Below are 21,505 nucleotides of genomic sequence, written 5' to 3'. Positions count from 1 at the left end.
GGGCGTTTTGGTTATGCTGTCAGACAGTACGAACGTTGAGCGCGCTGGTTATACCATGTCCGAAAGGGTCGTGGGGAATACCTTCGATGAGACATTCCGGAATGCTCCGGAAAGGATCATTATCGCCACCTTTGCCTCCAATGTTCACCGGCTGCAGCAAGCCATTACCGTGGCCCATAAATATGACCGCCATGTAGCCGTGGTTGGGCGGAGTATGGTTAATGTTATGCAAGTGGCCGGTGAGCTGGGCTACCTCAAGATCCCGGCAGGGACACTGGTGGAACTGGATGAAGCCGCCCGGCTGCCCAAAAACAAGGTTGTCCTGCTGACCACCGGCAGCCAGGGTGAACCCATGTCCGCCCTGACCCGCATTGCCATGAACGATCACCGTCAGGTGGATGTTATGCCCGGGGACACCGTGATCATTTCTGCCACCCCCATTCCCGGCAATGAAAAACTGGTTGCCCGGATCATTGATCAGCTTTTCAAGCTGGGGGCCAAGGTTATCTATGAAGCCGTATCCGGTATTCACGTTTCCGGCCACCCCAGTCAGGAAGAATTAAAACTAATGATCAATTTAATCCGGCCCAAGTTTTTTATCCCGGTGCACGGGGAATACAGAATGCTGAAAAAGCATGCTGAGCTGGCCAGGGAGTTGGGAATACCCGCTGAAAATATTTTTGTGGGAGAGAACGGCCAGGTCTTTGAATTTACCCGTAAGTACGGACGAATGACCGGCAGAGTCACCTCAGGCAGAGTGCTGGTGGACGGATTGGGCGTCGGGGATGTGGGCAATATCGTTTTACGGGACAGAAAACAGTTGTCCCAGGACGGCATTTTAATTGTGGTTGTGACCATGGACAAAGAGAACAACCAGGTGCTGGCCGGTCCCGATATTGTTTCCAGAGGGTTCGTTTATGTCCGTGAATCGGAAATGCTCATGGAAGAGGCCAAAACAAAGGTTAAAATCGCCCTGGACAAGTGCTGCAACCGTGGGATTTCCGAATGGGCAGGCATTAAATCGCAAATCAGAGATGATTTAGGAAAATTTTTATATGAAAAAACTAGGAGAAGGCCAATGATCTTACCGATCATCATGGAAGTATAACCTGCTCCCGCCCCTGGGCGGGAGTTTTTATTTTTGTTTTAGAAAATTATGCTTTTTATAAACTGTGGATAACTTTTAGGGAGAAATCTGTTTTTCTACCCATGCAAAATAACTTAATAACTTAAGTACCAGGCACCCTTTTATTTTTTTTAAGAGGAGACTTGCTATGCAAGTTTTTGATTTGGTGATTAAAAACGGCAGGATTGCCGCCATTGGTACGGACCTGGCCCGGTACGGCACAAAAACCATAGAGGCCGGCGGAAACGGGTGGGATTGACGTCCACACCCACCTGGCGATGCCCTGCGGTGATCTGGTTACCAGCGATGATTTTACCAGCGGCACCATTGCCGCCGCCTGCGGCGGAACCACCACCGTGATTGATTTTGCCAACCAGACAAAGGGCCGGTCACTGGCAGAAACGGTGGAGGCATGCACCGGAAGGCAGAGGGGAAGGCGGTCGTTGATTACAGTTTCCACGTAACTCTTTCCGACCTGAATGAGAGCACGCTCAGGGAAATGCCGGTCATGATAGACCGGGGTTATACCAGTTTTAAGATGTTTACCACCTATGAGACGCTGCGAGTCACCGATGACGTTCTCCTGAAGGCCCTGGTCCAGGCCCGGACCCATGGCGGTCTGGTTTGTGTCCATGCGGAAAATCATCATATGATCGATTACCTGGTTAAGGAGTTTCAGGCAGCGGGAAAATCGAACCCAAATATCATGCTTTGAGCCGCCCGCCGCTGGCGGAAGGGGAAGCCGCCGGGCGGGTGATTAAGCTGGCCAGGCTGGTTGAAGCGCCCTGCTAAAATGGCTGCCCTGAGAGTATGATCAAAAAATCTAACAACTTCGCTAAGTCCAAATACTAAGGGACTGTCCTTCGGGGCAGTTCCTTTTGCTTTAGATGTCTTGATTTATTATATTAATTTACCACTTCAGGAAAATTCAAAAGGTTTTATGTTTATCCATACATTATGAGGATGGAATAAATGCATACTAGTAGTAATGTATAGAACAATACGAGGAGTGACTCTTTCCTTGAGACAACGTTATACCAATGATCAGCCCGGGCCGGTACCTTTTACTCCTATAACTACCAATCCCATGCAGCCACCGGGTGTTCCAAACATGCCCCAAACAAATCCAGAGACCAACCCGCAAACCATTCGGCAGCCCAATCCCGGTGTCCCCGGCGCCCCCAAGAGGGTGATGGGACAGGCTAAAGGAACTTTGGAAAATATAAAAGAATTGGGGACTCCCACCGTGCCGGAAAATATCAAAAGCAATATCCACTGTGTTACTATTGTTGGACAGATCGAAGGTCATATCGTGCTGCCCAACCAGAACAAAACTACCAAATACGAACATGTCATCCCGCAACTGGTGGCAATTGAGCAGGACGACAACATAGAAGGCGTTCTGTTGATATTAAATACAGTAGGCGGGGATGTAGAGGCCGGTCTGGCCATTGCAGAGGTGGTGGCCACCATGACCAAACCAACGGTTACCCTGGTACTGGGCGGGGGACACAGCATCGGTGTTCCCATTGCCGTTTCAGGTGCTTATAGTTTTATTGCCCCCACTGCCTCCATGACCATTCACCCCATCCGGCTCAACGGTCTGGTGATTGGCGTGCCGCAAACCTATGATTATTTAGACAAAATGCAGGACCGGGTAATTCGGTTTGTCACCGATCACTCCAAGGTTACTGATGAAAAATTCAGACAGTTAATGTTTAAAACCGGCGAACTGGCCCGGGACATCGGTACCGTGGTGATCGGCAAGGATGCCGTGGACTTTGGGCTAATCGACGAGGTCGGCGGCATTGGGCAAGCCCTTTGTAAACTTAAGGAAATCATAGAAAGCCGTAGAAACAAAGAGAGGTGCAAGATCCAATGATCCTGTGGACACCGCTGCCGGCGGAACAGGTCCTGGCAGGCTTTGATGATCAGGTATACCCGGATTATGAGTCCGGCGAAGTGGCGGGAATCCCTGTCCTGTTGGAAAAAGTGGACAACGGCAAAAAGAGAGTTGTTCGCATCAACAGTTCCGACCCGGCCCATTACCTTAACAAAGATGTATATCCCGGTTTAATCACTTAAACAAATATAAACGGCACCCCGTGCGGCGAGGTGCCGTTTATATTTGTATTTAACGGTAATACTGCTGGGGAGAACCTCCATAAACCTGCTGCTGGTTACCGAAGGTCGGCATGTTGTAATTCTGAAAGGCGCCCATGCCCTGGCCCATATTCATCATGGTTTGCTGCTGGGGGGTTGAATGGCCTGGTTTTGGGCCTGTTGGTGTATGGTCATCATACTCTGCTGAATTTCTGTAATCATTTTTTGCACGTCGCTTTGCACCTGGCTGATCATGGTTTGTTCAGCCATCATGGGCTGGTGCCACCCCTGCTGATTGGCATAGTCATAGGCTTGTTTTTGCTCGGCAAAGGTGCGGTTTAAAACGTTGATATAATCCTGGCGTAATTTGTTGTCGTTGCATTCCAGGATTTTTGAGGTTAAACAAACAGCATCCCATTTTAACTGGTTTATTAAAGCCATACACAAGTTTTTATCGGTTACTTGATCACTGCGCATCTGAAAACCTCCTTTCATTTATTGAATTGGGCCGATATTGGTGTGCTGGGCCAGTCTTTGAAAACTGTCCGTACGGCTGCGGGCAAAGCTTTCACACATTTGACGAAGCTGAGGATCGGTGCATTCCCGTGCAAAGTGATTGAATTGGCCCACCAGGTTGCTTTCCAGCATCAGATGGCTTTGCAGGTCAAGTAATTCACGGGCGGTTATTTTTCCTTTGGCATGCGGCATCTTAAATCCCCCTTTCTAAGTGGAAATACTGTTGGATCAATGTTAATATGTTTTAGCATGTCCGACTTTATTCATCTGTGGCCGTCATAGGAGTATCCAATAAAAGGATTTTGGAAATTTCTGTAGTATATATTATTTGGAGGTGCCTGGCTTTGGACATACTGAGAAAATTAAAAGACGATTTGAAATATGAGATTTTCGGCATCATTTTAATATCCATCTCTGTGCTGGGCTTTATCAGTTTTGCCAATACACCCCTGGGGGCGGTTGGCGGCTTTGTGGGCCGGGTTCTCAAGGGGATGTTTGGCACCTTTGGCGGCATTGTCTTAATGGCCTTCCTGGGGTTGTTTGGCATCAAATTGATTGTTGATCGGAGTCGTACGCCGGTAAATATCAAAGTGTACGGCGCTGTGCTGTTATTTTTAATCATCCTTACCGTCTTGAGCCTCATGGTTCCTTTAAAAGCAACCTTTTCGGAAGTACTCATGGGAATCATGGACGAAAGCACCGCCAGCCAAGGCGGCGGGCTCCTTGGGTCGATGATCGCCTTTTTGCTGATTCAATCCTTTGGCAAAGCCGGCACTTATATTCTGTTGACCTCGGGCTTTGTGGTGGCCCTTTTGCTGATGACCAATATCTCCATGGCGGCGCTGGCGCAAAAGACCACCGCCAAAGCGAAGGATTGTTTCAGCAGCACCGGTAAAAGATTAAATGACTTTTTATTTACCGAAGTGGAGGAAGGGGATTCGACAGGCAACCAGAGTCAGCACGGAAACGTCACGCCGGTGATTATCAACACATCGCAGGACCACATACTGTACATGGATTCAGAACTGGACAAATATGAGGAGAAGGATGATCCGGAAAGAACAGGCCCCATCAATTTGACCTGTGACGGTAAACCCAGAACCGCCGGTCCGGTCAAGCAAACCGTACTTGACGAACAGGAGGAAACACCGAACAGTTCCTATACCCAATTGTCCCTGCAGGATGTCAGCCATTTTAAGCTGCCTCCCCTAACCCTGTTGTCCAGGCCCCTGAAAAGCAATAAAAACATATCCAGCGCCAGGGATATCACCGATAATATTGCAAAACTGGAAGAGACCCTGGAGAATTTCGGCATTAAGGCAAAGGTCACCCAGGTTTCCCGGGGACCTGCCATTACCCGTTACGAGATTCAACCGCCGGCAGGGGTAAAGGTCAGCCGCATTGTCAGTCTGGCCGACGATATTGCCCTGTCCATGGCAGCGCCGGATGTGCGCATTGAAGCGCCCATTCCAGGCAAAGCGGCGCTGGGCATTGAGGTCCCCAATCGGGAAATTTCCATGGTTCACCTCCGGGACCTGTTGGAGTCCAAGGAATTTACCGGCGCACCTTCCCGGTTAACGGTAGCTTTAGGGAAAGACATCGCCGGTACGCCGATATTGGCAGACCTGACAAAAATGCCCCACCTTTTGATTGCCGGCGCCACCGGTGCCGGTAAGAGTGTGTGTATCAACACGCTCATTTCCAGTATTCTCTTTAAATCGACACCGGATGAAGTAAAGTTCTTAATGATCGATCCCAAAATGGTGGAACTGGCCACCTATAACGGCATCCCCCACCTGGTATCCCCGGTGGTAACCAACCCCAAAAAAGCCGCCACAACCTTGCGGTGGGCCGTGCGGGAAATGGAAAGGCGTTACGAATTATTTGCCAAAGCCGGTGTGAGGGATATTGCCAGGTACAACAACCTTTTCAACGACAAAGAACCGGGGCAGGGTCAAAAACCGTTGCCCTTAATGGTGGTCATTATTGACGAGTTGGCTGACTTGATGATGGTGGCGCCGGCCGATGTGGAAGATGCCATCTGCCGCCTGGCCCAGATGGCCAGGGCTGCCGGCATTCACCTGGTGGTGGCCACCCAGCGTCCCTCGGTGGACGTCATTACCGGTTTAATCAAAGCCAACATTCCCTCCAGAATCTCCTTTGCTGTTTCTTCCCAGGTGGACTCCAGGACCATCTTGGATATGGCCGGGGCTGAAAAACTTCTGGGCAAGGGAGATATGTTGTTTTTCCCTGTGGGAGCGCCCAAGCCCATTCGAGTGCAGGGGGCCTATCTTTCGGACCGGGAAGTGGAAGACCTGGTCAACTTCTTGAAGAAGCAGTCCGAACCGGTCTATGACGATTCGGTGGCCAAGGAGGAACCCAAGGAACAGGAAACCCAGGAAGCCGAGGACGAGCTTCTGCCGGAAGCTGTCAAAATCCTGATTGAGACCGGCCATGCCTCCATTTCCATGCTGCAGCGGCGGCTGCATATCGGGTATGCCCGGGCGGCCCGTCTCATTGATATTATGGAAAAGAAGGGCATTGTAGGTGGCTATGAAGGAAGTAAACCCAGGGCCATTTTAATGACCATGGAGCAGTATTTACAGACCTTTAAAGGGAAGTAAACATATATTTTATTGATTAAATGGTCAACTTACAAAAGTTGACCATTTCTGCGGTACATGCTATACTGACGTTGCTTGAACTATTTGTATAATAGTGGGAGAAAATCATAGAATTTATTAGAATTTGACCTTTTTAGAGTGGAAATCATAATAAATGGGGCAATTTCTCTATTTCTTTTTGCAGGATAATCTAGAATAATCGAGAATAGATGGTGGCAAGGAAGAAGAGATCAATGGTTAAGGATATTTCTATAACAGATGCTCTGCAAATGAAGGACGTTTGCTTTGTGGATGTTCGTTCCGAGGGAGAATTTGCAGAAGGCTCCATTCCGGGCGCCGTTAATGTTCCCTTGTTTACGAACGAGGAGCGGACAGCAGTCGGCACCACCTACAAGCAGGTGGGGACAGAGGAAGCAAAGCGGTTAGGGTTAGAAATTGCCAGCCCCAAATTGCCGGAATTATTTAAGGACATAGCCGGTTTAGCAAAGAACAAAAGAGTATTGCTGTACTGCTGGCGCGGCGGTATGCGCAGTAAATATACAGCCTCTGTCTTAAATTCCCTGGGACTTCCTGTTTGCCGCATCCAGGGCGGGTACAAGGCTTACCGCCGGTATGTGCACAGGTATTTGGACCGGGAAATCATTCCCCATAAAAGCATCGTCCTGCATGGACTTACCGGTGTGGGTAAAACCATTGTTTTACAAAAACTGCGGGAACGTTTTTTACCTGTGCTGAACCTGGAGACCATTGCCCGCCACCGGGGTTCCGCCTACGGCAAAATCGGACTGCCGGATTCTCCTTCCCAAAAGGATTTTGAGGCTCAAATCGTGCAAGCGCTGGTGGCCGCCGAGGAAAAGGGCGTCATTTTTGTGGAGTGTGAAAGCCGCAGACTGGGTAAACTAATTGTGCCTACTGCCATCCTCAATTCCATGGCCGGAGGATATCGAGTTCTTCTTTATGCGTCTTTACAAACCCGTGTAAGTAGAATTATTGATGAGTATACCCAGGGACCGGATCATAATATTGAGCGGCTGCAGTTCAGTACCGGCCTGTTGAAAAAGTCCCTTGGCGCCAGAATTGTAGAAGATTTAAATATAAAGATAGCGGAGAAGCGGTTTACCGAGGTTATTCCATACTTGCTTACCCATTATTATGACCCACTGTACAACTATCCTGACAGGCCCAGCGAAGATTATGATTTGTCTGTGGACTGTGAAGACCTGGACAGCGCCGCAGACCAACTGGCTCAATGGGTGACAACACTGCCGGAGTATGGAGTGCCGGTGGAAAACGGAGGTGAATCCCATGTCAATCGGGGAAGTCTTGAGGAATGCGCGGATCAAGAAGGGCTATTCGTTTGAGTATTTGGAGGAAGCAACCAAAATCCGGGCCAAATATCTGGAGGCTTTAGAAAAAGAGAATTTTGCTGTTTTACCTGGACAGGTATACGCCAAGGCCTTTCTCAGGACCTATGCCAAGTTTCTGGAATTGGATACCGAAGAGATCATGAACGAGTTCAGTCAAATAAACAATGAAGCCCCACCGGAAGTTGAAAAGGATAAACATGAAGCGGAGCCCACGGACACAGGAAGCAAAAAATGGAGGTATGTGGCTGCGGGTGTGGCCCTAATCTCCTTGTTAGCCTTTAACGCCCTGTATAATATCGGCGACCGCCCCGAAGACAACAAGCCGGAATTACCCAAGACCGTACAACAACCACCCGCTGAAAATCCGAATAATATCCCCCCGATACCAACCCGGCCCCTGACAATCCACCCCAGGCAAACCAACCGCCCCAGCAGGTTGAAGGAGTCCGGGTAGTGCTGAAGGTAACGGACGGTCAAAGCTGGATGCAGATTGTTGCCGATGGGAAAACGGTTTTTACCGGCACAGTGAATCCAGGTGAAACAAAAGATTTTCAAGCAGAGGAAAAAATCTACCTGCACGTCGGGAACGCCGGAGCGGTGGAAGTTAACGTAAACGGCAAAGAGCTGGGCCGTCTGGGTGAAAGCGGCAAGGTTTCTAAAAAGACTTTCAGTGCAGGAGAAGAACCTAACATAACCCAGGGGTAAAAATCATTAAAGATATAAGGGGCCAGCCGGCTCCTTATTCGTCTTTCAGCACAGTTTTGCAATGGGGGCATTTTTCCGGATTACCCTGGTAAAATTCCCCGCAGTGGGGACACCTCACCTGCATATCGGAGGTGACGTCCTGGGGCTTGCCCCTTTTTGCTGCCTGTGATATTTAGATCGAAAATTGGACTGCAAAAGGTAGAATGGGATTACAGCCGCCGGTACAAAAAAAGTCCCAATGGCCCAACGCACCGAAGATTCCAGGGGATAACCCTGTTTCCGCGTGTCCCAGAAGATCCATATGGCACCAAGCAGTCCTAGTACCAGCCATATTATATGCATCTTATCACCCCATATTAAATTTTCTCCGATGCGCGAAAAAACCCTTTCTTATTTGTGTTTTAATCAGCATCAAAAAACAACCCGACCGAAGTCGGGTTATCTTAGAATTGGTCTGCCTGAGGTTCTCTGTTCTTGGGCATTCTCTCGGCAAAGGCCCGGTTTTCGGCATCATCTGCATCGTACCTGCAGTCAGCTGCTTTGTAAGCCAGGTAGCCCATGGCAGCCAGGGAAGCAACGTGAACGGCCCAAAAACCAAAGTTGGGGTATCTCCAGGTGCTATCTCTCATTATGAGGTTCACCTCCAGGTCATTTTTTACTATTCTACCTTCAACGCCCCATTTTTACTCTCTATTTACAGCGGTTATAGGCTGCAAATTCTTACCAATAGGAAAAAAAGAAAATACCCGGGTACAAGTCCCGAGTATTTTTTCTATTTACGTTTTTTGGGTTTTCGGATCATGCCGATCCCGAACAAAAGCGCTCCGGAGATAATCAGCCAGGTTTCCTTGGGAAAAAACATGCTGACGCCAATTAATAAGAAACCAACCGCACTTAAGATCAATCGCCAATTTAATTTTCTGTTCAAAGAACTGCAACCACCTTGTACTTTTTGGCAAGAAGTATACCACATTTATGCTAACTGGCCAAGTAATTTGCAACAAAAAGAACATAAAAACACTAATCAAACCACCTCGTCCTGGTCCAAACCGAGGACTTCTTTGTATTGATAGTTGAAATGAATCGCTTCCGGAGATAAATAATCCACAACATAACTGGCAATGGTTTCGATATCCAGAGAGCCGTTAACGGCAAGCTGAATCATCTTTAAATGTTTTTCTTCCAATAGAACGGTATAGTTGTTGTATTCCAAAACCTGGTCCACCAGCATCGCCAGCCACTCAAGATCAACAATTTCCTCTAAAGAAAGTCTTCTCACATAAACCATAGGCATACCCCTTTGAAATCTTTTCAATATAGTAGTAGATCGTGAAAAATATTGCAACAAAAGTAAAATAATTTGAATAGTAAGACATTGACACATTTTAAATGCCTAAAAATACTAAACCTGTTTCCGACAGCAGGTTTAGTATGGCCAGGTTTTCCTTACTTTAATGCTTATAACACTTCAATAATTTATTATTTGTACGTCATTATCCTGGAAGATGGTATATTGGCCGTTTATTTCACGGTAATGGTATAATGGTTTTTCCATTTTTCTGGCCCACCTGGCACAATGTTTGGTGCCTCCGGCAATCACCCCGTTGGGCGGGAAGGTGCCCACCACCAGGATTTTCTTGGACAGCTGGGCCTGTGTTTTGTCCCGGGCCACAAAGGTCCATTTTACAGCAGGCTGACCCAGGTCAAACTGGCTGACAATGCAGCCGCCCCGGGCAACAATGCTTTGGTACAGGGATTTATTCTCCGGGGGGAAGACGGCCGCCTGCAGCCCGAAGGGGACCACTGCCACGGTGATGCCTCCTGCATCCAAACATCCCCAATGGGCGGCTGTATCAATTCCCGAGGCCAAGCCGGATAAAACCACGATGCCTTTCTTGGCCGCCTCCCCGGCAAGCTTGTAAGCCATGGCACAGTCGCGCTGGTGCTGCTGTATTTCCGAGGACGGAGACCCGGGAGCGGGCCTCCTGGGCCCTATAATGGCAATAATATCTTGATCGTGGGGGAATGTTCCCAGATAGTTGAATTTCATTTTATGATCCCTCCAAAAACCATTATAACAAAACCATCGAAATTTTTGACAACATTATCCATTATGATATAATTTGTATTATTTAAAAGTATGCACAGGGAGGTCGTCACAAGTGGCAAAGGAAAATAGTTTTGATATTGTCAGTCGTGTGGATATGCAGGAAGTTTTAAACGCCGTCAACCAGACTTTAAGAGAAATAGAAAACCGGTTTGATTTTAAAGGAAGTAAAAGCAAAATTATTTTTGAGGGGAAACCGGAAATTACATTAATCAGTGATGATGATTTTAAACTTCGCAACGTCATAGATATATTAGAAAGCAAATTGGTCAAACGAGGAGTAAATCTAAAGGCGCTGCGCTACGGCAAAATAGAACCGGCAGCGGGCGATACCGTACGTCAGGTGGTTACCCTGGTGCAGGGAATTGAACAGGACATCGCCAAAAAAATTGTCAAGGCCATTAAGGACAGCAAAGTCAAAGTACAGGCTTCCGTTCAGGGAGATCAGGTGAGGGTTGCCGGGAAAAACAGGGATGATTTGCAGGCAGCCATCGCCGTGGTGAAGGGGATGGAATTAAATATTCCCGTTGAGTTTACCAACTATAGAACGTTTTAGTTTAGCTTTGACAGGTTTATCCCGCTGATTTATACTATTTAAGAATATTTTTTATAATGCGAAAGGAAACGTTAATGCCCACCATAGGATTTGTCAGTTTGGGTTGCCCCAAAAACCTGGTAGACTCAGAGGTTATGCTGGGCATGCTGCGGGAGGCCAACTATCACATAACCACCAAGGAAGCAGATGCGGAAGTATTAATCGTTAACACCTGCGGTTTTATCCAAGCTGCCAAGGAGGAATCCATACGACATATCTTTGAATTGGCCCGCTATAAAGAAAAGGGCAAATGTCGTGCTCTCATCGTCACCGGCTGCCTGGCCCAGCGCTACCACCAGGAACTGATGGAGGAGATCCCGGAAATTGACGCCATGGTGGGACCGGGTCATATCAGCGAGATTGTTACCGTTGTCGATAACGCCCTGGGCCACAGGCAGCGAAGTTCCCACATCAATGATCCGTTGTATATCTACGACGAGCACGCCCCAAGATTACTGAGTACCCCTGCCCATACGGCCTATGTAAAAATTGCCGAAGCTGCGATAATCGCTGCGCCTATTGTGCCATTCCCGATATCAGAGGCCGGTTTCGCAGCAGGACCATGGAATCCATCGGGGCGGAAGTAAAAAGGCTGGTGGGGAACGGGGCCAAAGAAATTATCTTAATCGCCCAGGACACCACCCGCTACGGGCTTGATCTTTACGATGAATACCGCCTGGCTGCATTGGTTCGTAAACTGGGACCTACCCCCGGTCTGCAATGGATTCGTTTACTGTACTGCTATCCCAACCGGTTCACCCAGGACTTAATTAAAGCCATCGCCGAAACACCCAATGTCTGCAAGTATATTGATTTGCCCCTGCAGCATGCTGCAGATGACATTCTGCGGGCCATGCGGCGCCCGGTTACCAAGCAGCAGGCCCGTGAGTTAATTGAAAGCCTACGGCGGGAGATACCGGAAATCGTTATCAGAACTTCCTTTATTGTTGGTTTTCCCGGGGAAACCGAAGAACATTTTCAAGAACTGCTGGACTTTATGGCAGAAATGAAATTTGACCGGGCCGGTGTTTTTACCTATTCCCAGGAAGAAGGAACCCCCGCTGCGGAGATGCAGAATCAGGTCCATGGCCGGATTAAACAGGAACGCTATCACCGGGCTATGACCTTGCAGCGGGAAATCTCTCTGGCCCAAAACAGGAAACGCATCGGGCAGGAACTGGAAGTTCTGGTGGAAGAAGCGGTGGACCCCGGCAAAGGGGTTTATGCCGGTCGTTCTTCCTTTGACGCCCCGGAGATTGACGGTACGGTGGAGCTCACCAGCCCAGGCCTTTGGCCATTGGGGAGATTGTCAAAGTGAAAATTAACAGGGCCTTAGAGTATGATTTGATGGGAGAGTTGGCCCAATGAATTTGCCCAACCGACTGACGCTGGCCAGAATGTTTTTAATTCCTGTCTTTCTGGCTGTTGTCACCCTTAAAATTAAATACGGAGATATCATCGCCGCCGGTGTCTTCGTGCTGGCCGCCAGTACAGACGGGCTGGACGGCTATATTGCCCGCAAAAATAAGCAGGTTACCACCCTGGGCAAGTTTATGGACCCCCTGGCGGATAAACTGCTGGTTTCCGCGGCTCTGATCGTGCTGGTGGAACTGGGAAAACTATCGGCCTGGGTGGCGGTGCTGATTATCGGCCGGGAGTTTATGGTCACCGGCCTCAGGGCCATTGCCGCTGCCGAAGGTGTGGTGATCTCCGCCAGCAAACTAGGGAAATGGAAGACTGTGACCCAAATTATCGCCATTGTGGTCATGTTTTTGCATAATGTTACCTTACAATTCCTCGGTTTTGACCTGGGCAAGATCGCCATGGCGGTGGCCGTCTTCTTCACCATTTGGTCCGGCGTCGACTATGTGTCCAAAGGCTGGCATTTGTTAAAAAAAGGTGAATATTAGAAGATATGAAAAGAAAGGATAGGACGTCCGGGTCTTCCCCGGGCGTTTTTACTATGCTTGCCTTAGGGTGATTAGTTGCCTTAAGGCTTTTTATTTCCAATGGTTTCATAAAGAATCGTATATACGATCATGGTATAATGGTATAGCATATGAGCAGTACTAATACTGGAAAGGATGATGGCTATGCAATGGCACGGCCTTAAGCTTCCGGTTATTTTTTTGGCCTTTGTTTGCGGACTGGCCCTGGCCTTTGGCGGGCAGTGGGCTTATCAAGAATACAATTTTCAGAAGCCGTTAAACAAGGTTCTGGCCGAAAACAAACTGGTAGAGGACTTTAAGGTTGAAGAGAATTCCACAAAATCTGTGGTTAAAGTTAAATTATCGAAAGATACAGTTAACTTAATGGATGCTTATCAGGAAATCAACCAGTTGACGGGTCAGGTTATGGGTAAGACACCTTATCAACTGGAATTTGTCAGTGAAACCGACCCCTCACTGGACCAGGCCTTTTATGAGAGCCACCATGTGATTTATCAATCCCAGGTGGCGGGGAATTTCCCCGAGGTTGCCCTGAAGGTCCAGGAAGCTGCCCGGAAACAGGGGGCGGAAGGAAAGGTCTTTGTGGACCAAAACAATATTTACATTCAAATCACAAAACCGGACGGGCATTATCTGCATCAGGTTATCCCCAGACAAATTCCCGGTGAGGTGGTCTTCTGGCAAGGAGGTGCCAATGTTGCTAAAAGAAATTAGTATCGGCCTGGGCGCCGCACTGCTGGTCTTTGGTGCGACGGCGGGCTATGATATAACCCCTTTTATTTTTCTGCTGGCCTTTGGGGGGGCGCTTTTTTACCTGACCAGTGCCAGGGGCATGGTGAAATCGGGGTTCGGCAATTCTCCTGCGGTTCCCAAACGGCAGGAAATTTCCTTTGATGATATCGGCGGACAGGCTACCGCCATCAAGGAACTGAAAGAGGCCCTGGATTTTATCAGAAACCATAAAGAAATTCAGAGATTGGGTATCCGTCCCCTTAAAGGAATCTTAATGACCGGACCGCCGGGAACGGGTAAAACCCTGATGGCCAGGGCCGCTGCCAGCTACACCGATTCGGTGTTTGTTTCTGCCAGCGGTTCGGATTTCGTGGAAATGTATGCCGGTGTGGGGGCCCAAAGGGTTCGCAAGCTGTTCCAAACGGCCCGGGAAACCGCTACCAAACAAAAAAGGAGAAATGCCATTATCTTCATTGATGAGATTGAGGTTTTGGCAGCCAAACGGGGTCAAAATTCCAGTCATATGGAATATGACCAGACCCTGAATGCCCTGCTGGTGGAAATGGACGGACTGAAGGTGGATGACAGCGTGCGGCTTTTGATTATGGCCGCCACCAACCGGGTGGATATGATGGACCCGGCCCTGCTGCGTCCGGGACGCTTTGACCGCCAGGTGAAAGTGGATCTGCCGGATAAAACAGGCCGCTTGGAAATTCTCAAACTGCATACCCGCAACAAACCCATGGCCGAGGATGTGGACCTTTCCCAGGTGGCCAAAGAGACCTTTGGTTTTTCCGGCGCCCACCTGGAAAGTCTGGCCAACGAAGCGGCCATTCTGGCTATGCGGGAGGGCTTAAAGAAAATCCATTACCGTCATTTCCATGAGGCCGTCGACAAAGTGATTATGGGCGAAAAGCTGGACCGCCGGCCCAACCCCGAAGAACTGAAGCGGGTGGCTGTGCATGAGATCGGCCATGCCCTGATCAGCGAGCTGGTGCGCCCGGGATCGGTCTCAACCCTGACCGTGACTTCCAGGGGTGGCGCCTTGGGCTACATGCGTCAAAACCCCGAGGACGATACCTATTTATACACCAAGGACTACCTGGAAAATCAAATTGCCATTATGCTGGCAGGGGCGGTGGCGGAGGAAATTGTTTACGGCAACCGCAGCACCGGCGCTTCCAACGACTACGAAAAAGCCCTGCATACGGCAGAGACCATGATCAAGTCCGGCATGTCCAAGCTGGGCGTGGTTCGTTTGGAAAGCCTTCCCGGAGAAATGAAGCACAACGTGGTTTCTGAAATTATCAAGGAACAGGAGCAGCGGGTCTTTGAGTCGATGAAACAGCATCAGGAGTTTTTGAATTCTACCATGGCTGTTCTGCTGGAAAAAGAAAAGATTTCCGGCGAGGAATTCAGAGCATTGATGCTGGCCCCGGCCGCTGCATAAATTGATAATATCTGGAAACCATAAAAGAGACCAATCTTTGGTCTCTTTTGCTGCTTCATAAAGACTTAATTCCACTGTCAGGAGCAAGACAGCCAGGAATTGGTGTATAGCATGCTTTTCTCAATATTTGTGAAGGGAAATTGGTAGTACCGGCGAATAACTAAAGGATAAAGCAAGAAAAAGGTGATGCGTGTGCAGGCAGAAATCATTTTTACCGGTACAGAATTGTTGGTGGGTGAAGTATTAAATTCCCATGCCCAGTATTTAGGCAGACGCCTGACGGAGATGGGAATCGAAGTTATACAACACACAACGGTGGGAGACTACTGGGGCCGCATGGGTCTGGTGCTGCTCCAGGCCTTGGAGCGGTCTGACCTTATCTTTATTACCGGGGGTCTGGGGCCGACCATTGATGACCTGACCAAAGAAACGGTAGCGGAAGTACTGGAACTGGATATGAAGCTGGATGAGGCATCCCTCCAGGCCATTAAGGATTACTTTGCCAAAAGAGGCATGGAAATGCCGGCCAACAATACCAAACAGGCCTATTTCCCGGAGCGCCAGGATTTTGCCCAACACCAGGGGAACCGCCCCGGGTGCCATCGTCGAGGTCGATAAAAAAGCCATCATCATTTTACCCGGACCGCCCTGGGAACTGGAAACCATGTTTGAAAACTCCGTGGTGTCCTATTTGAACAGTTTGCCCCACAGGGGGACCCTGTGTACTTCCAAGACCTTTAAACTGACCGGTATCGGAGAAAGCTCCGTTCAGGAACTGATCTACGATTTATGCGGTATGGGCAATCCTGAAATTGCCTTTTTGGTGCAGCCCGGATTGGTGGAGATCCGGATTACCGGACAGGGGTCGACCCTGGAAGAGGCCTCCAGCCTGGTCCGGAATTTGTCTGATCTGGTTCGGCGCAGGTTATTCCAATATATTTTTGCCGAAGACGATGAAAAAATCGAACAGGTGGTGGGGCAGCTCCTGATTGATGCCGGGCTAACCATCGGGGTGGCTGAATCCTGCACCGGTGGTTTAATTGAGGCGCGGTTGTCCGATATTCCCGGTGCTTCCCGTTACCTGGTGGGAGGCGTTATTGCCTACAATAGCAGGGTCAAAGAAAAAATCCTGGGCGTTCCCCCGGAGATTTTGGAACAATTCGGGGCGGTGAGCCGTCAAACCGCCATTGCCATGGCAGAAGGGGTTCGCAGGGAACTGGGCAGCAGCATTGGTCTGTCCGTCACGGGGGTGGCGGGTCCCACTTCCTCCGAGGGAAAACCGGTGGGGCTGGTTTATATTGCATTGTCCTCGCCCACGGGGGTTTGCTTCCGGGAGTACCGTTTTCCCGGGGAGAGGAAAGCCATTCGTAACGGCACGGTCAATGCCGCTTTAAAGATGGCCAAACACTTTTTGCAAGGGAAATAATCTAGAAAGAAGGAAATGAATGAACCACAGAAAAGAAACAAAATTATTCGGGGAACTGGAAATTAGCAAAAGGATTGTCGACGGGCTGATCGAGATGGGGTTTGAAGAACCGACCCCCATTCAGCAACTTGCGGTGCCCCAGGTATTAGCCGGTCATGATATTATCGGTCAAGCTCAAACAGGCACCGGTAAAACGGCCGCCTTCAGCATACCGTTGATTGAAAGATTGGATTTTAGAATAAAGGAAATTCAGGCGGTTATCGTTACCCCAACCAGGGAACTGGCCATTCAGGTGGCTGAAGAGATCAGTAAAATCGGCCGTTTTTCCCGTATTAAGGTGCTGCCCATTTACGGGGGGCAATCCATCGAACGACAGATCAGGTCGCTGCGCTACGGTGTGCAGGTGGTGGTGGGGACTCCCGGCCGCCTGCTGGACCATCTCAGACGCCAGACATTAAAAATGGACCAGGTCCGTATGGTGGTGCTGGATGAAGCGGACGAAATGCTGGATATGGGTTTCATCGAGGACATTGAGGAAATCCTACGGCACACCCCGGCGGAACGGCAGACACTGCTTTTCTCCGCCACCATGCCGGGAGAAATTATCCGGCTGGCCCACCAGTATATGAAGGATCCCAAATACGTTACGGTCAGTAAAACCAATCTTACCGTACCCCAAATCGAACAGGTTTATTACGAGGCGCCGGAAAAGCACAAGTTGGAGGCCCTGTGCAGGCTGCTGGATATTACGGACATCACCCAGGGCATTGTTTTTTGCCGCACCAAGCGCGGCGTAGACGAACTGGTGGCCGGTCTGCAGGCCAGGGGATATACCGCTGCCGCCCTGCACGGGGATCTCAGCCAGCAGCAGAGGAATAACGTGATGAGGCAGTTCCGGTCAGGGGAAGTGGAACTACTGGTGGCCACCGACGTGGCAGCCAGGGGACTGGACATTGAGGGTGTATCCCACGTCATTAACTACGATATTCCCCAGGACCCGGAATTTTATGTACACCGGATTGGCCGTACCGGCAGGGCCGGCAGGTCTGGCGTGGCCATTACCATTATCAGCCCCCGGGAATACCGCCAGCTCCGGCTGATTGAGAATATTACCAAAACCAAAATCAAAAGGGAACGGCTCCCCAGTATAGCGGATGTGGCGGAGCGTCAGAAAGAAGGCATCAAGGACAGGCTGCTGCGCATTATGGAGGAAGGCAAGCTGGGCTACTATCGCTCTGTGGTGGACAGTCTGATTGATGAATATGACCCGATGGATATTGCGGCCGCCGCCCTCAAACTCTCTCTGGATCTGGAGCCCGCCGAGGATGAAGCGGACCTTGATACCGTCAATTTTGGCAATACCGGGGCCAGACCGGGCATGGTCAGGCTGTTCCTTACCCTGGGACGAAAGGACAAGACTACCCCGGCGGAAATCATCAAGCTGATTTCTGATGAGTCCGGCATCCCGGGCGGTAAAATCGGCAGCATTAACATTTATGAAAACTTCAGCTTTGTAGAGGTGCCGGAAGACTGGGCCAACTGCGTTATGAGCTGCCTGCACAGGCAGCAGTTTAAAGGCAGGCGGTTGTTTGTGGAACCTGCCAGGGCCAGACGGTAGTTTCTCGAGGCTCGAGGTTCGGAGTTCGAGGTTCGCAATAACAGGGGGTCCGTTCCCCTGAAGAACGAGCAATTAAGCTTCGAAAGCCGAATTTCGAGTCTCTTTTTTATTGACTATTTAATTTAAGATACCTTATAATGGAAACAACCGAACATATGTTTAGATTGTGTGAAAGGAGATTTTTATGTCCGATAAACTGAAAGCCCTTGAACTGGCCCTGGCCAACATTGAAAGGCAGTTTGGCAAGGGTTCCATCATGAAGCTGGGAGACTCCACCAAACTGAACGTTGAAGCCATTTCCACCGGCGCTTTGTCCCTGGACATTGCCCTGGGGGTGGGCGGTCTGCCCCGGGGACGGGTGGTGGAGATCTATGGCCCTGAATCTTCCGGTAAAACCACCGTAGCTCTCCATGTCATTGCCGAAGCCCAGAGGCAAAACGGTATGGCCGCCTTTATTGATGCGGAACACGCCCTGGACCCGGTGTATGCCCGTCGTCTGGGCGTAGACACCGAAAACCTGCTGGTTTCTCAACCGGATACCGGTGAACAGGCCCTGGAGATTTGTGAAGCGCTGGTGCGCAGCGGCGCCATTGATGTGGTGGTGGTGGACTCGGTGGCCGCTCTGGTGCCCAGGGCCGAAATTGAAGGGGAAATGGGTGACGCCCATGTGGCCTGCAGGCCAGATTAATGTCCCAGGCCCTGAGAAAACTGACCGGTATCGTGAGCAAATCCAAAACCACGGTGATCTTTATCAACCAAATTCGTGAGAAGGTGGGCATTGTTTACGGTTCACCGGAAGTTACCACCGGTGGACGAGCTTTGAAATTCTACGCCTCTGTCCGGATGGAGGTGCGCAAACACGAAAATATCAAACAGGGCACCGATATCATCGGCAGCCGCACCAAGGTGAAAATTGTCAAAAACAAAGTGGCTCCTCCCTTTAAGCAGGCAGAGTTTGATATTATGTACGGTACCGGTATTTCCAGGGAAGGCAGTGTGTTGGATGTGGCCACCGAATTGAAAATCATCAACAAAAGCGGCGCCTGGTATTCCTATGGCGGTGAAAGGTTGGGCCAGGGCCGGGAAAATGTCAAGGAATTGTTCAAGGAAAGACCGGAATTGGCCCAGGAAATCGAACGCAAGGTGCGTGAAAAACTGGCCCTGGGCAACATTGAGTTAGGGTCCGGCAGCGGCACCGTGGATGAACTCGCTGATGATGATGTTGTTTAGGGTTTGCTGCCAGGTGGTTTAAGGGGTTGCCTCCGGGTTGCCAGGGGGGTGAGAACCTTGACAGTGACTATAAAAAGATGTACAATTATCTTTGGGAGAAAATAGAATTTGATATCTGGCAACAGGTTTTTATATAGATAAAATCCAATATCCTTAAGGCATTCCCCTTATCCTATTAGGGATTTTTGGCTTTTTCGCTGTGTCCCAATATCTTTAACGGTAATTTATTTACCTGCGATATGGACAAACCAGATATCCGGTTCTTTTTCTACCGAGTTTTACTCGGTTTTTTTATTTGTCTAAAATGAATTTAATTCGATGACAGAGACAGGAGGTGAAAACTGTGGAACCAATTCAATTAATTCTGGTGATACTCGTTACTGCCCTGGTTGGTCTGGCAGCAGGGTTTTTTATTCGAAAGAACATTGCCGAAGGGAAAATTGCCTCCGCTGAATTCCAGGCGAAGAAGATTTTGGATGAGGCTGAAAAGGATGCCGAAGGCAAAAAACGTGAGGCCATCGTAATGGCCAAAGAGGAAGTTCTTAAGCTGCGGAACGAAATGGAAAAGGAAATCCGGGACCGCAGAAATGAACTACAGCGTTTGGAGAGAAGACTTCTGCAAAAAGAAGAAACCTTGGACCGCAAAATGGATTCCATGGAAAAGAAAGAGGAATCCCTCTGCCGGAAAGAGGTTGAGATTGAGAACACCAAAGCCGAACTCACCGGTGCTTTACATCGTCAATTGGCAGAACTTGAGAGAGTTTCTGGCTTTCTTCAGAAGAAGCGCGCCAGATTTTGTTGAATGATATTGAAAAAGATCTTCAACATGATATGGCTGTGATGATTAAAGACTACGAAAACAGAGCCAAAGAGGAGTCCGAAAAACGGGCCCGGGATATTATTTCCTCAGCGATTCAAAGGTGTGCGGCGGACCATGTGGCGGAAGCCACGGTTGCTGTTATTCCTTTGCCCAACGACGAAATGAAGGGTCGCATTATCGGTAGGGAAGGTCGTAACATCAGGGCCTTTGAGACCTTAACCGGTATCGACTTAATCATCGATGATACACCTGAGGCTGTCATCCTGTCGGGGTTTGATCCCATTCGCCGGGAAGTGGCACGCCTGGCGCTGGAGAGATTGATCTCCGATGGGCGTATCCACCCTGCCAGAATTGAAGAGATGGTGGAAAAGGCTCAGAAGGACGTGGAGGTTCAAATTCGCGAAGCAGGAGAGCAAGCCACCTTTGAAACAGGTGTACACGGCCTGCATCCCGAGCTGGTAAAACTGCTGGGAAGACTCAAGTTCCGCACCAGCTACGGTCAGAACGTATTGAAACACTCCATCGAGGTCTGCCACCTGGCAGGTCTCATGGCCGCCGAACTGGGGATTGATGTGAAGCTGGCCAAACGTGCCGGTTTGTTGCACGATATCGGCAAAGCGGTTGACCATGAGGTGGAGGGTCCCCACGTGGCCATCGGCGTCAGCCTGTGCCAGAAGTACAAGGAAAGCCCGGACGTCATCCACGCCATCGCCGCCCACCACGGGGACGAAGAACCAAGAACCATCGAAGCTGTGCTGGTCCAAGCGGCAGATGCCATTTCCGCTGCCCGTCCCGGGGCCAGAAGGGAAACCCTGGAGTCTTATATCAAGCGGCTGCAAAAACTTGAAGAGATTGCCAGCGCCTTTGAAGGGGTTGAAAAATCCTTTGCCATCCAGGCCGGCAGGGAAATCCGCATTATGGTTAAACCGGACAAGGTGGATGATTTAGCAGCTGTCCGCCTGGTGAGAGACGTTGCCAAAAAGATTGAAAACGAGCTGGATTATCCCGGACAGATTAAAGTGGTGATTATTCGGGAAACCAGGCATGTTGAATATGCTAAATAGGACCTAACAAAAAACGGCCCGTTTGGGCCGTTTTTGTGTATTACAAATACATCCAGAAATGGAACGAAGTTTT

The 21,505-nt window shown here is 49.6% G+C and carries 21 protein-coding genes and 4 pseudogenes; 19 read left to right on the top strand and 6 right to left on the bottom strand.

The genetic code is table 11. The annotated features are described in order from the left end of the window. Positions 1–13: 13 nt before the first annotated feature. The 6 genes from P378_RS08865 to P378_RS22870 all read left to right on the top strand — a co-directional run bounded on the left by P378_RS08865 (position 14) and on the right by P378_RS22870 (position 3,389). Positions 14–1,108: a ribonuclease J gene (locus P378_RS08865; RefSeq protein ID WP_338013879.1), complete on the top strand. Its 1,095-nt coding sequence runs from the start codon at positions 14–16 to the stop codon at positions 1,106–1,108. 296 nt (positions 1,109–1,404) lie between these two features. Continuing rightward, complete coding sequence (locus P378_RS08860) at positions 1,405–1,590, top strand: hypothetical protein (protein WP_099082990.1); 186 nt, start codon at positions 1,405–1,407, stop codon at positions 1,588–1,590. Beyond that, a complete protein-coding gene (locus tag P378_RS08855; protein WP_180261037.1) occupies positions 1,539–1,841 on the top strand; it encodes an amidohydrolase family protein in 303 nt (100 codons plus the stop codon). The genes P378_RS08860 and P378_RS08855 overlap by 52 nt, the downstream gene beginning before the upstream one ends. A 306-nt stretch (positions 1,842–2,147) precedes the next feature. Continuing rightward, entirely contained in the window at positions 2,148–3,008 is an 861-nt protein-coding gene (locus P378_RS08850) for a ClpP family protease (RefSeq protein WP_099082988.1), read from the top strand. After that, entirely contained in the window at positions 3,005–3,211 is a 207-nt protein-coding gene (locus P378_RS08845; protein WP_099082987.1) for a YlzJ-like family protein, read from the top strand. The genes P378_RS08850 and P378_RS08845 overlap by 4 nt, the downstream gene beginning before the upstream one ends. A gap of 43 nt (positions 3,212–3,254) precedes the next feature. Further along, positions 3,255–3,389, top strand: a complete 135-nt coding sequence (locus P378_RS22870) for a hypothetical protein (RefSeq protein WP_274378669.1) — start codon at positions 3,255–3,257, stop codon at positions 3,387–3,389. Here P378_RS22870 and P378_RS08840 read toward each other — a convergent pair. After that, entirely contained in the window at positions 3,365–3,706 is a 342-nt protein-coding gene (locus tag P378_RS08840) for a spore coat protein (protein WP_238473060.1), read from the bottom strand. The two genes, P378_RS22870 and P378_RS08840, sit on opposite strands and share 25 nt — an antisense overlap. A gap of 18 nt (positions 3,707–3,724) precedes the next feature. Further along, positions 3,725–3,937 (bottom strand): spore coat protein, encoded by a 213-nt coding sequence (locus P378_RS08835; protein ID WP_099082986.1) that lies wholly within the window; start codon positions 3,935–3,937, stop codon positions 3,725–3,727. 152 nt (positions 3,938–4,089) lie between these two features. Between P378_RS08835 and P378_RS08830 the strand changes: the two genes are divergently transcribed. The 4 genes from P378_RS08830 to P378_RS21460 all read left to right on the top strand — a co-directional run bounded on the left by P378_RS08830 (position 4,090) and on the right by P378_RS21460 (position 8,441). After that, positions 4,090–6,369 carry an FtsK/SpoIIIE family DNA translocase gene (locus tag P378_RS08830; protein ID WP_099082985.1) on the top strand — a complete coding sequence of 760 codons (2,280 nt, stop codon included), beginning with the start codon at positions 4,090–4,092 and terminating at the stop codon, positions 6,367–6,369. A gap of 233 nt (positions 6,370–6,602) precedes the next feature. Then, positions 6,603–7,730, top strand: coding sequence for a tRNA 2-selenouridine(34) synthase MnmH (mnmH, locus tag P378_RS08825; protein ID WP_099082984.1), 1,128 nt, complete (start codon positions 6,603–6,605; stop codon positions 7,728–7,730). Further along, complete coding sequence (locus P378_RS08820; RefSeq protein WP_238473059.1) at positions 7,675–8,190, top strand: helix-turn-helix domain-containing protein; 516 nt, start codon at positions 7,675–7,677, stop codon at positions 8,188–8,190. The genes mnmH and P378_RS08820 overlap by 56 nt, the downstream gene beginning before the upstream one ends. Then, positions 8,190–8,441, top strand: a complete 252-nt coding sequence (locus tag P378_RS21460) for a DUF4115 domain-containing protein (protein ID WP_238473058.1) — start codon at positions 8,190–8,192, stop codon at positions 8,439–8,441. Before P378_RS08820 ends, P378_RS21460 begins: the two co-directional genes overlap by 1 nt. 443 nt (positions 8,442–8,884) lie before the next feature. On the opposite strand, the gene P378_RS08810 is transcribed toward P378_RS21460, so the two are convergent. The 4 genes from P378_RS08810 to P378_RS08795 all read right to left on the bottom strand — a co-directional run bounded on the left by P378_RS08810 (position 8,885) and on the right by P378_RS08795 (position 10,491). Further along, entirely contained in the window at positions 8,885–9,070 is a 186-nt protein-coding gene (locus P378_RS08810; protein WP_099082983.1) for a hypothetical protein, read from the bottom strand. Between the two features lie 143 nt (positions 9,071–9,213). After that, a complete protein-coding gene (locus P378_RS08805; protein WP_238473057.1) occupies positions 9,214–9,369 on the bottom strand; it encodes a hypothetical protein in 156 nt (51 codons plus the stop codon). A 96-nt stretch (positions 9,370–9,465) separates the two neighbouring features. Further along, complete coding sequence (locus P378_RS08800; RefSeq protein WP_099082981.1) at positions 9,466–9,729, bottom strand: hypothetical protein; 264 nt, start codon at positions 9,727–9,729, stop codon at positions 9,466–9,468. Positions 9,730–9,909: 180 nt separating this feature from the next. Beyond that, a complete protein-coding gene (locus tag P378_RS08795) occupies positions 9,910–10,491 on the bottom strand; it encodes a DNA-processing protein DprA (RefSeq protein ID WP_099082980.1) in 582 nt (193 codons plus the stop codon). Between the two features lie 112 nt (positions 10,492–10,603). Between P378_RS08795 and P378_RS08790 the strand changes: the two genes are divergently transcribed. From P378_RS08790 to rny, 9 genes and pseudogenes are all read left to right on the top strand, one after another. Beyond that, a complete protein-coding gene (locus P378_RS08790; RefSeq protein WP_099082979.1) occupies positions 10,604–11,104 on the top strand; it encodes a YajQ family cyclic di-GMP-binding protein in 501 nt (166 codons plus the stop codon). 74 nt (positions 11,105–11,178) lie between these two features. Then, a pseudogene (rimO, locus tag P378_RS08785) lies at positions 11,179–12,511 on the top strand (30S ribosomal protein S12 methylthiotransferase RimO). Further along, positions 12,508–13,053: a CDP-diacylglycerol--glycerol-3-phosphate 3-phosphatidyltransferase gene (gene pgsA, locus P378_RS08780; protein WP_099082978.1), complete on the top strand. Its 546-nt coding sequence runs from the start codon at positions 12,508–12,510 to the stop codon at positions 13,051–13,053. The pseudogene rimO and the gene pgsA overlap by 4 nt, the downstream one beginning before the upstream one ends. Before the next feature lie 183 nt (positions 13,054–13,236). After that, on the top strand, positions 13,237–13,806 hold the full coding sequence (locus tag P378_RS08775; protein WP_099082977.1) for a hypothetical protein: 570 nt from the start codon (positions 13,237–13,239) through the stop codon (positions 13,804–13,806). Further along, the gene (locus P378_RS08770; RefSeq protein WP_099082976.1) at positions 13,790–15,274 is read left to right on the top strand and encodes an AAA family ATPase; all 1,485 of its coding nucleotides are present in this window, start codon (positions 13,790–13,792) and stop codon (positions 15,272–15,274) included. Before P378_RS08775 ends, P378_RS08770 begins: the two co-directional genes overlap by 17 nt. Positions 15,275–15,460: 186 nt before the next feature. Continuing rightward, a pseudogene (locus P378_RS08765) lies at positions 15,461–16,700 on the top strand (competence/damage-inducible protein A). Positions 16,701–16,719: 19 nt separating this feature from the next. Further along, positions 16,720–18,318 carry a DEAD/DEAH box helicase gene (locus P378_RS08760; protein WP_099082975.1) on the top strand — a complete coding sequence of 533 codons (1,599 nt, stop codon included), beginning with the start codon at positions 16,720–16,722 and terminating at the stop codon, positions 18,316–18,318. Between the two features lie 184 nt (positions 18,319–18,502). Next, positions 18,503–19,548, top strand: a pseudogene (recA, locus tag P378_RS08755) (recombinase RecA). A gap of 343 nt (positions 19,549–19,891) precedes the next feature. Beyond that, positions 19,892–21,432 (top strand): annotated as a pseudogene (rny, locus tag P378_RS08750) (ribonuclease Y). Positions 21,433–21,505 lie beyond the last annotated feature (73 nt).

Source organism: Desulforamulus profundi (assembly GCF_002607855.1).
This window is presented reverse-complemented; position numbering and strand designations above follow the sequence as displayed.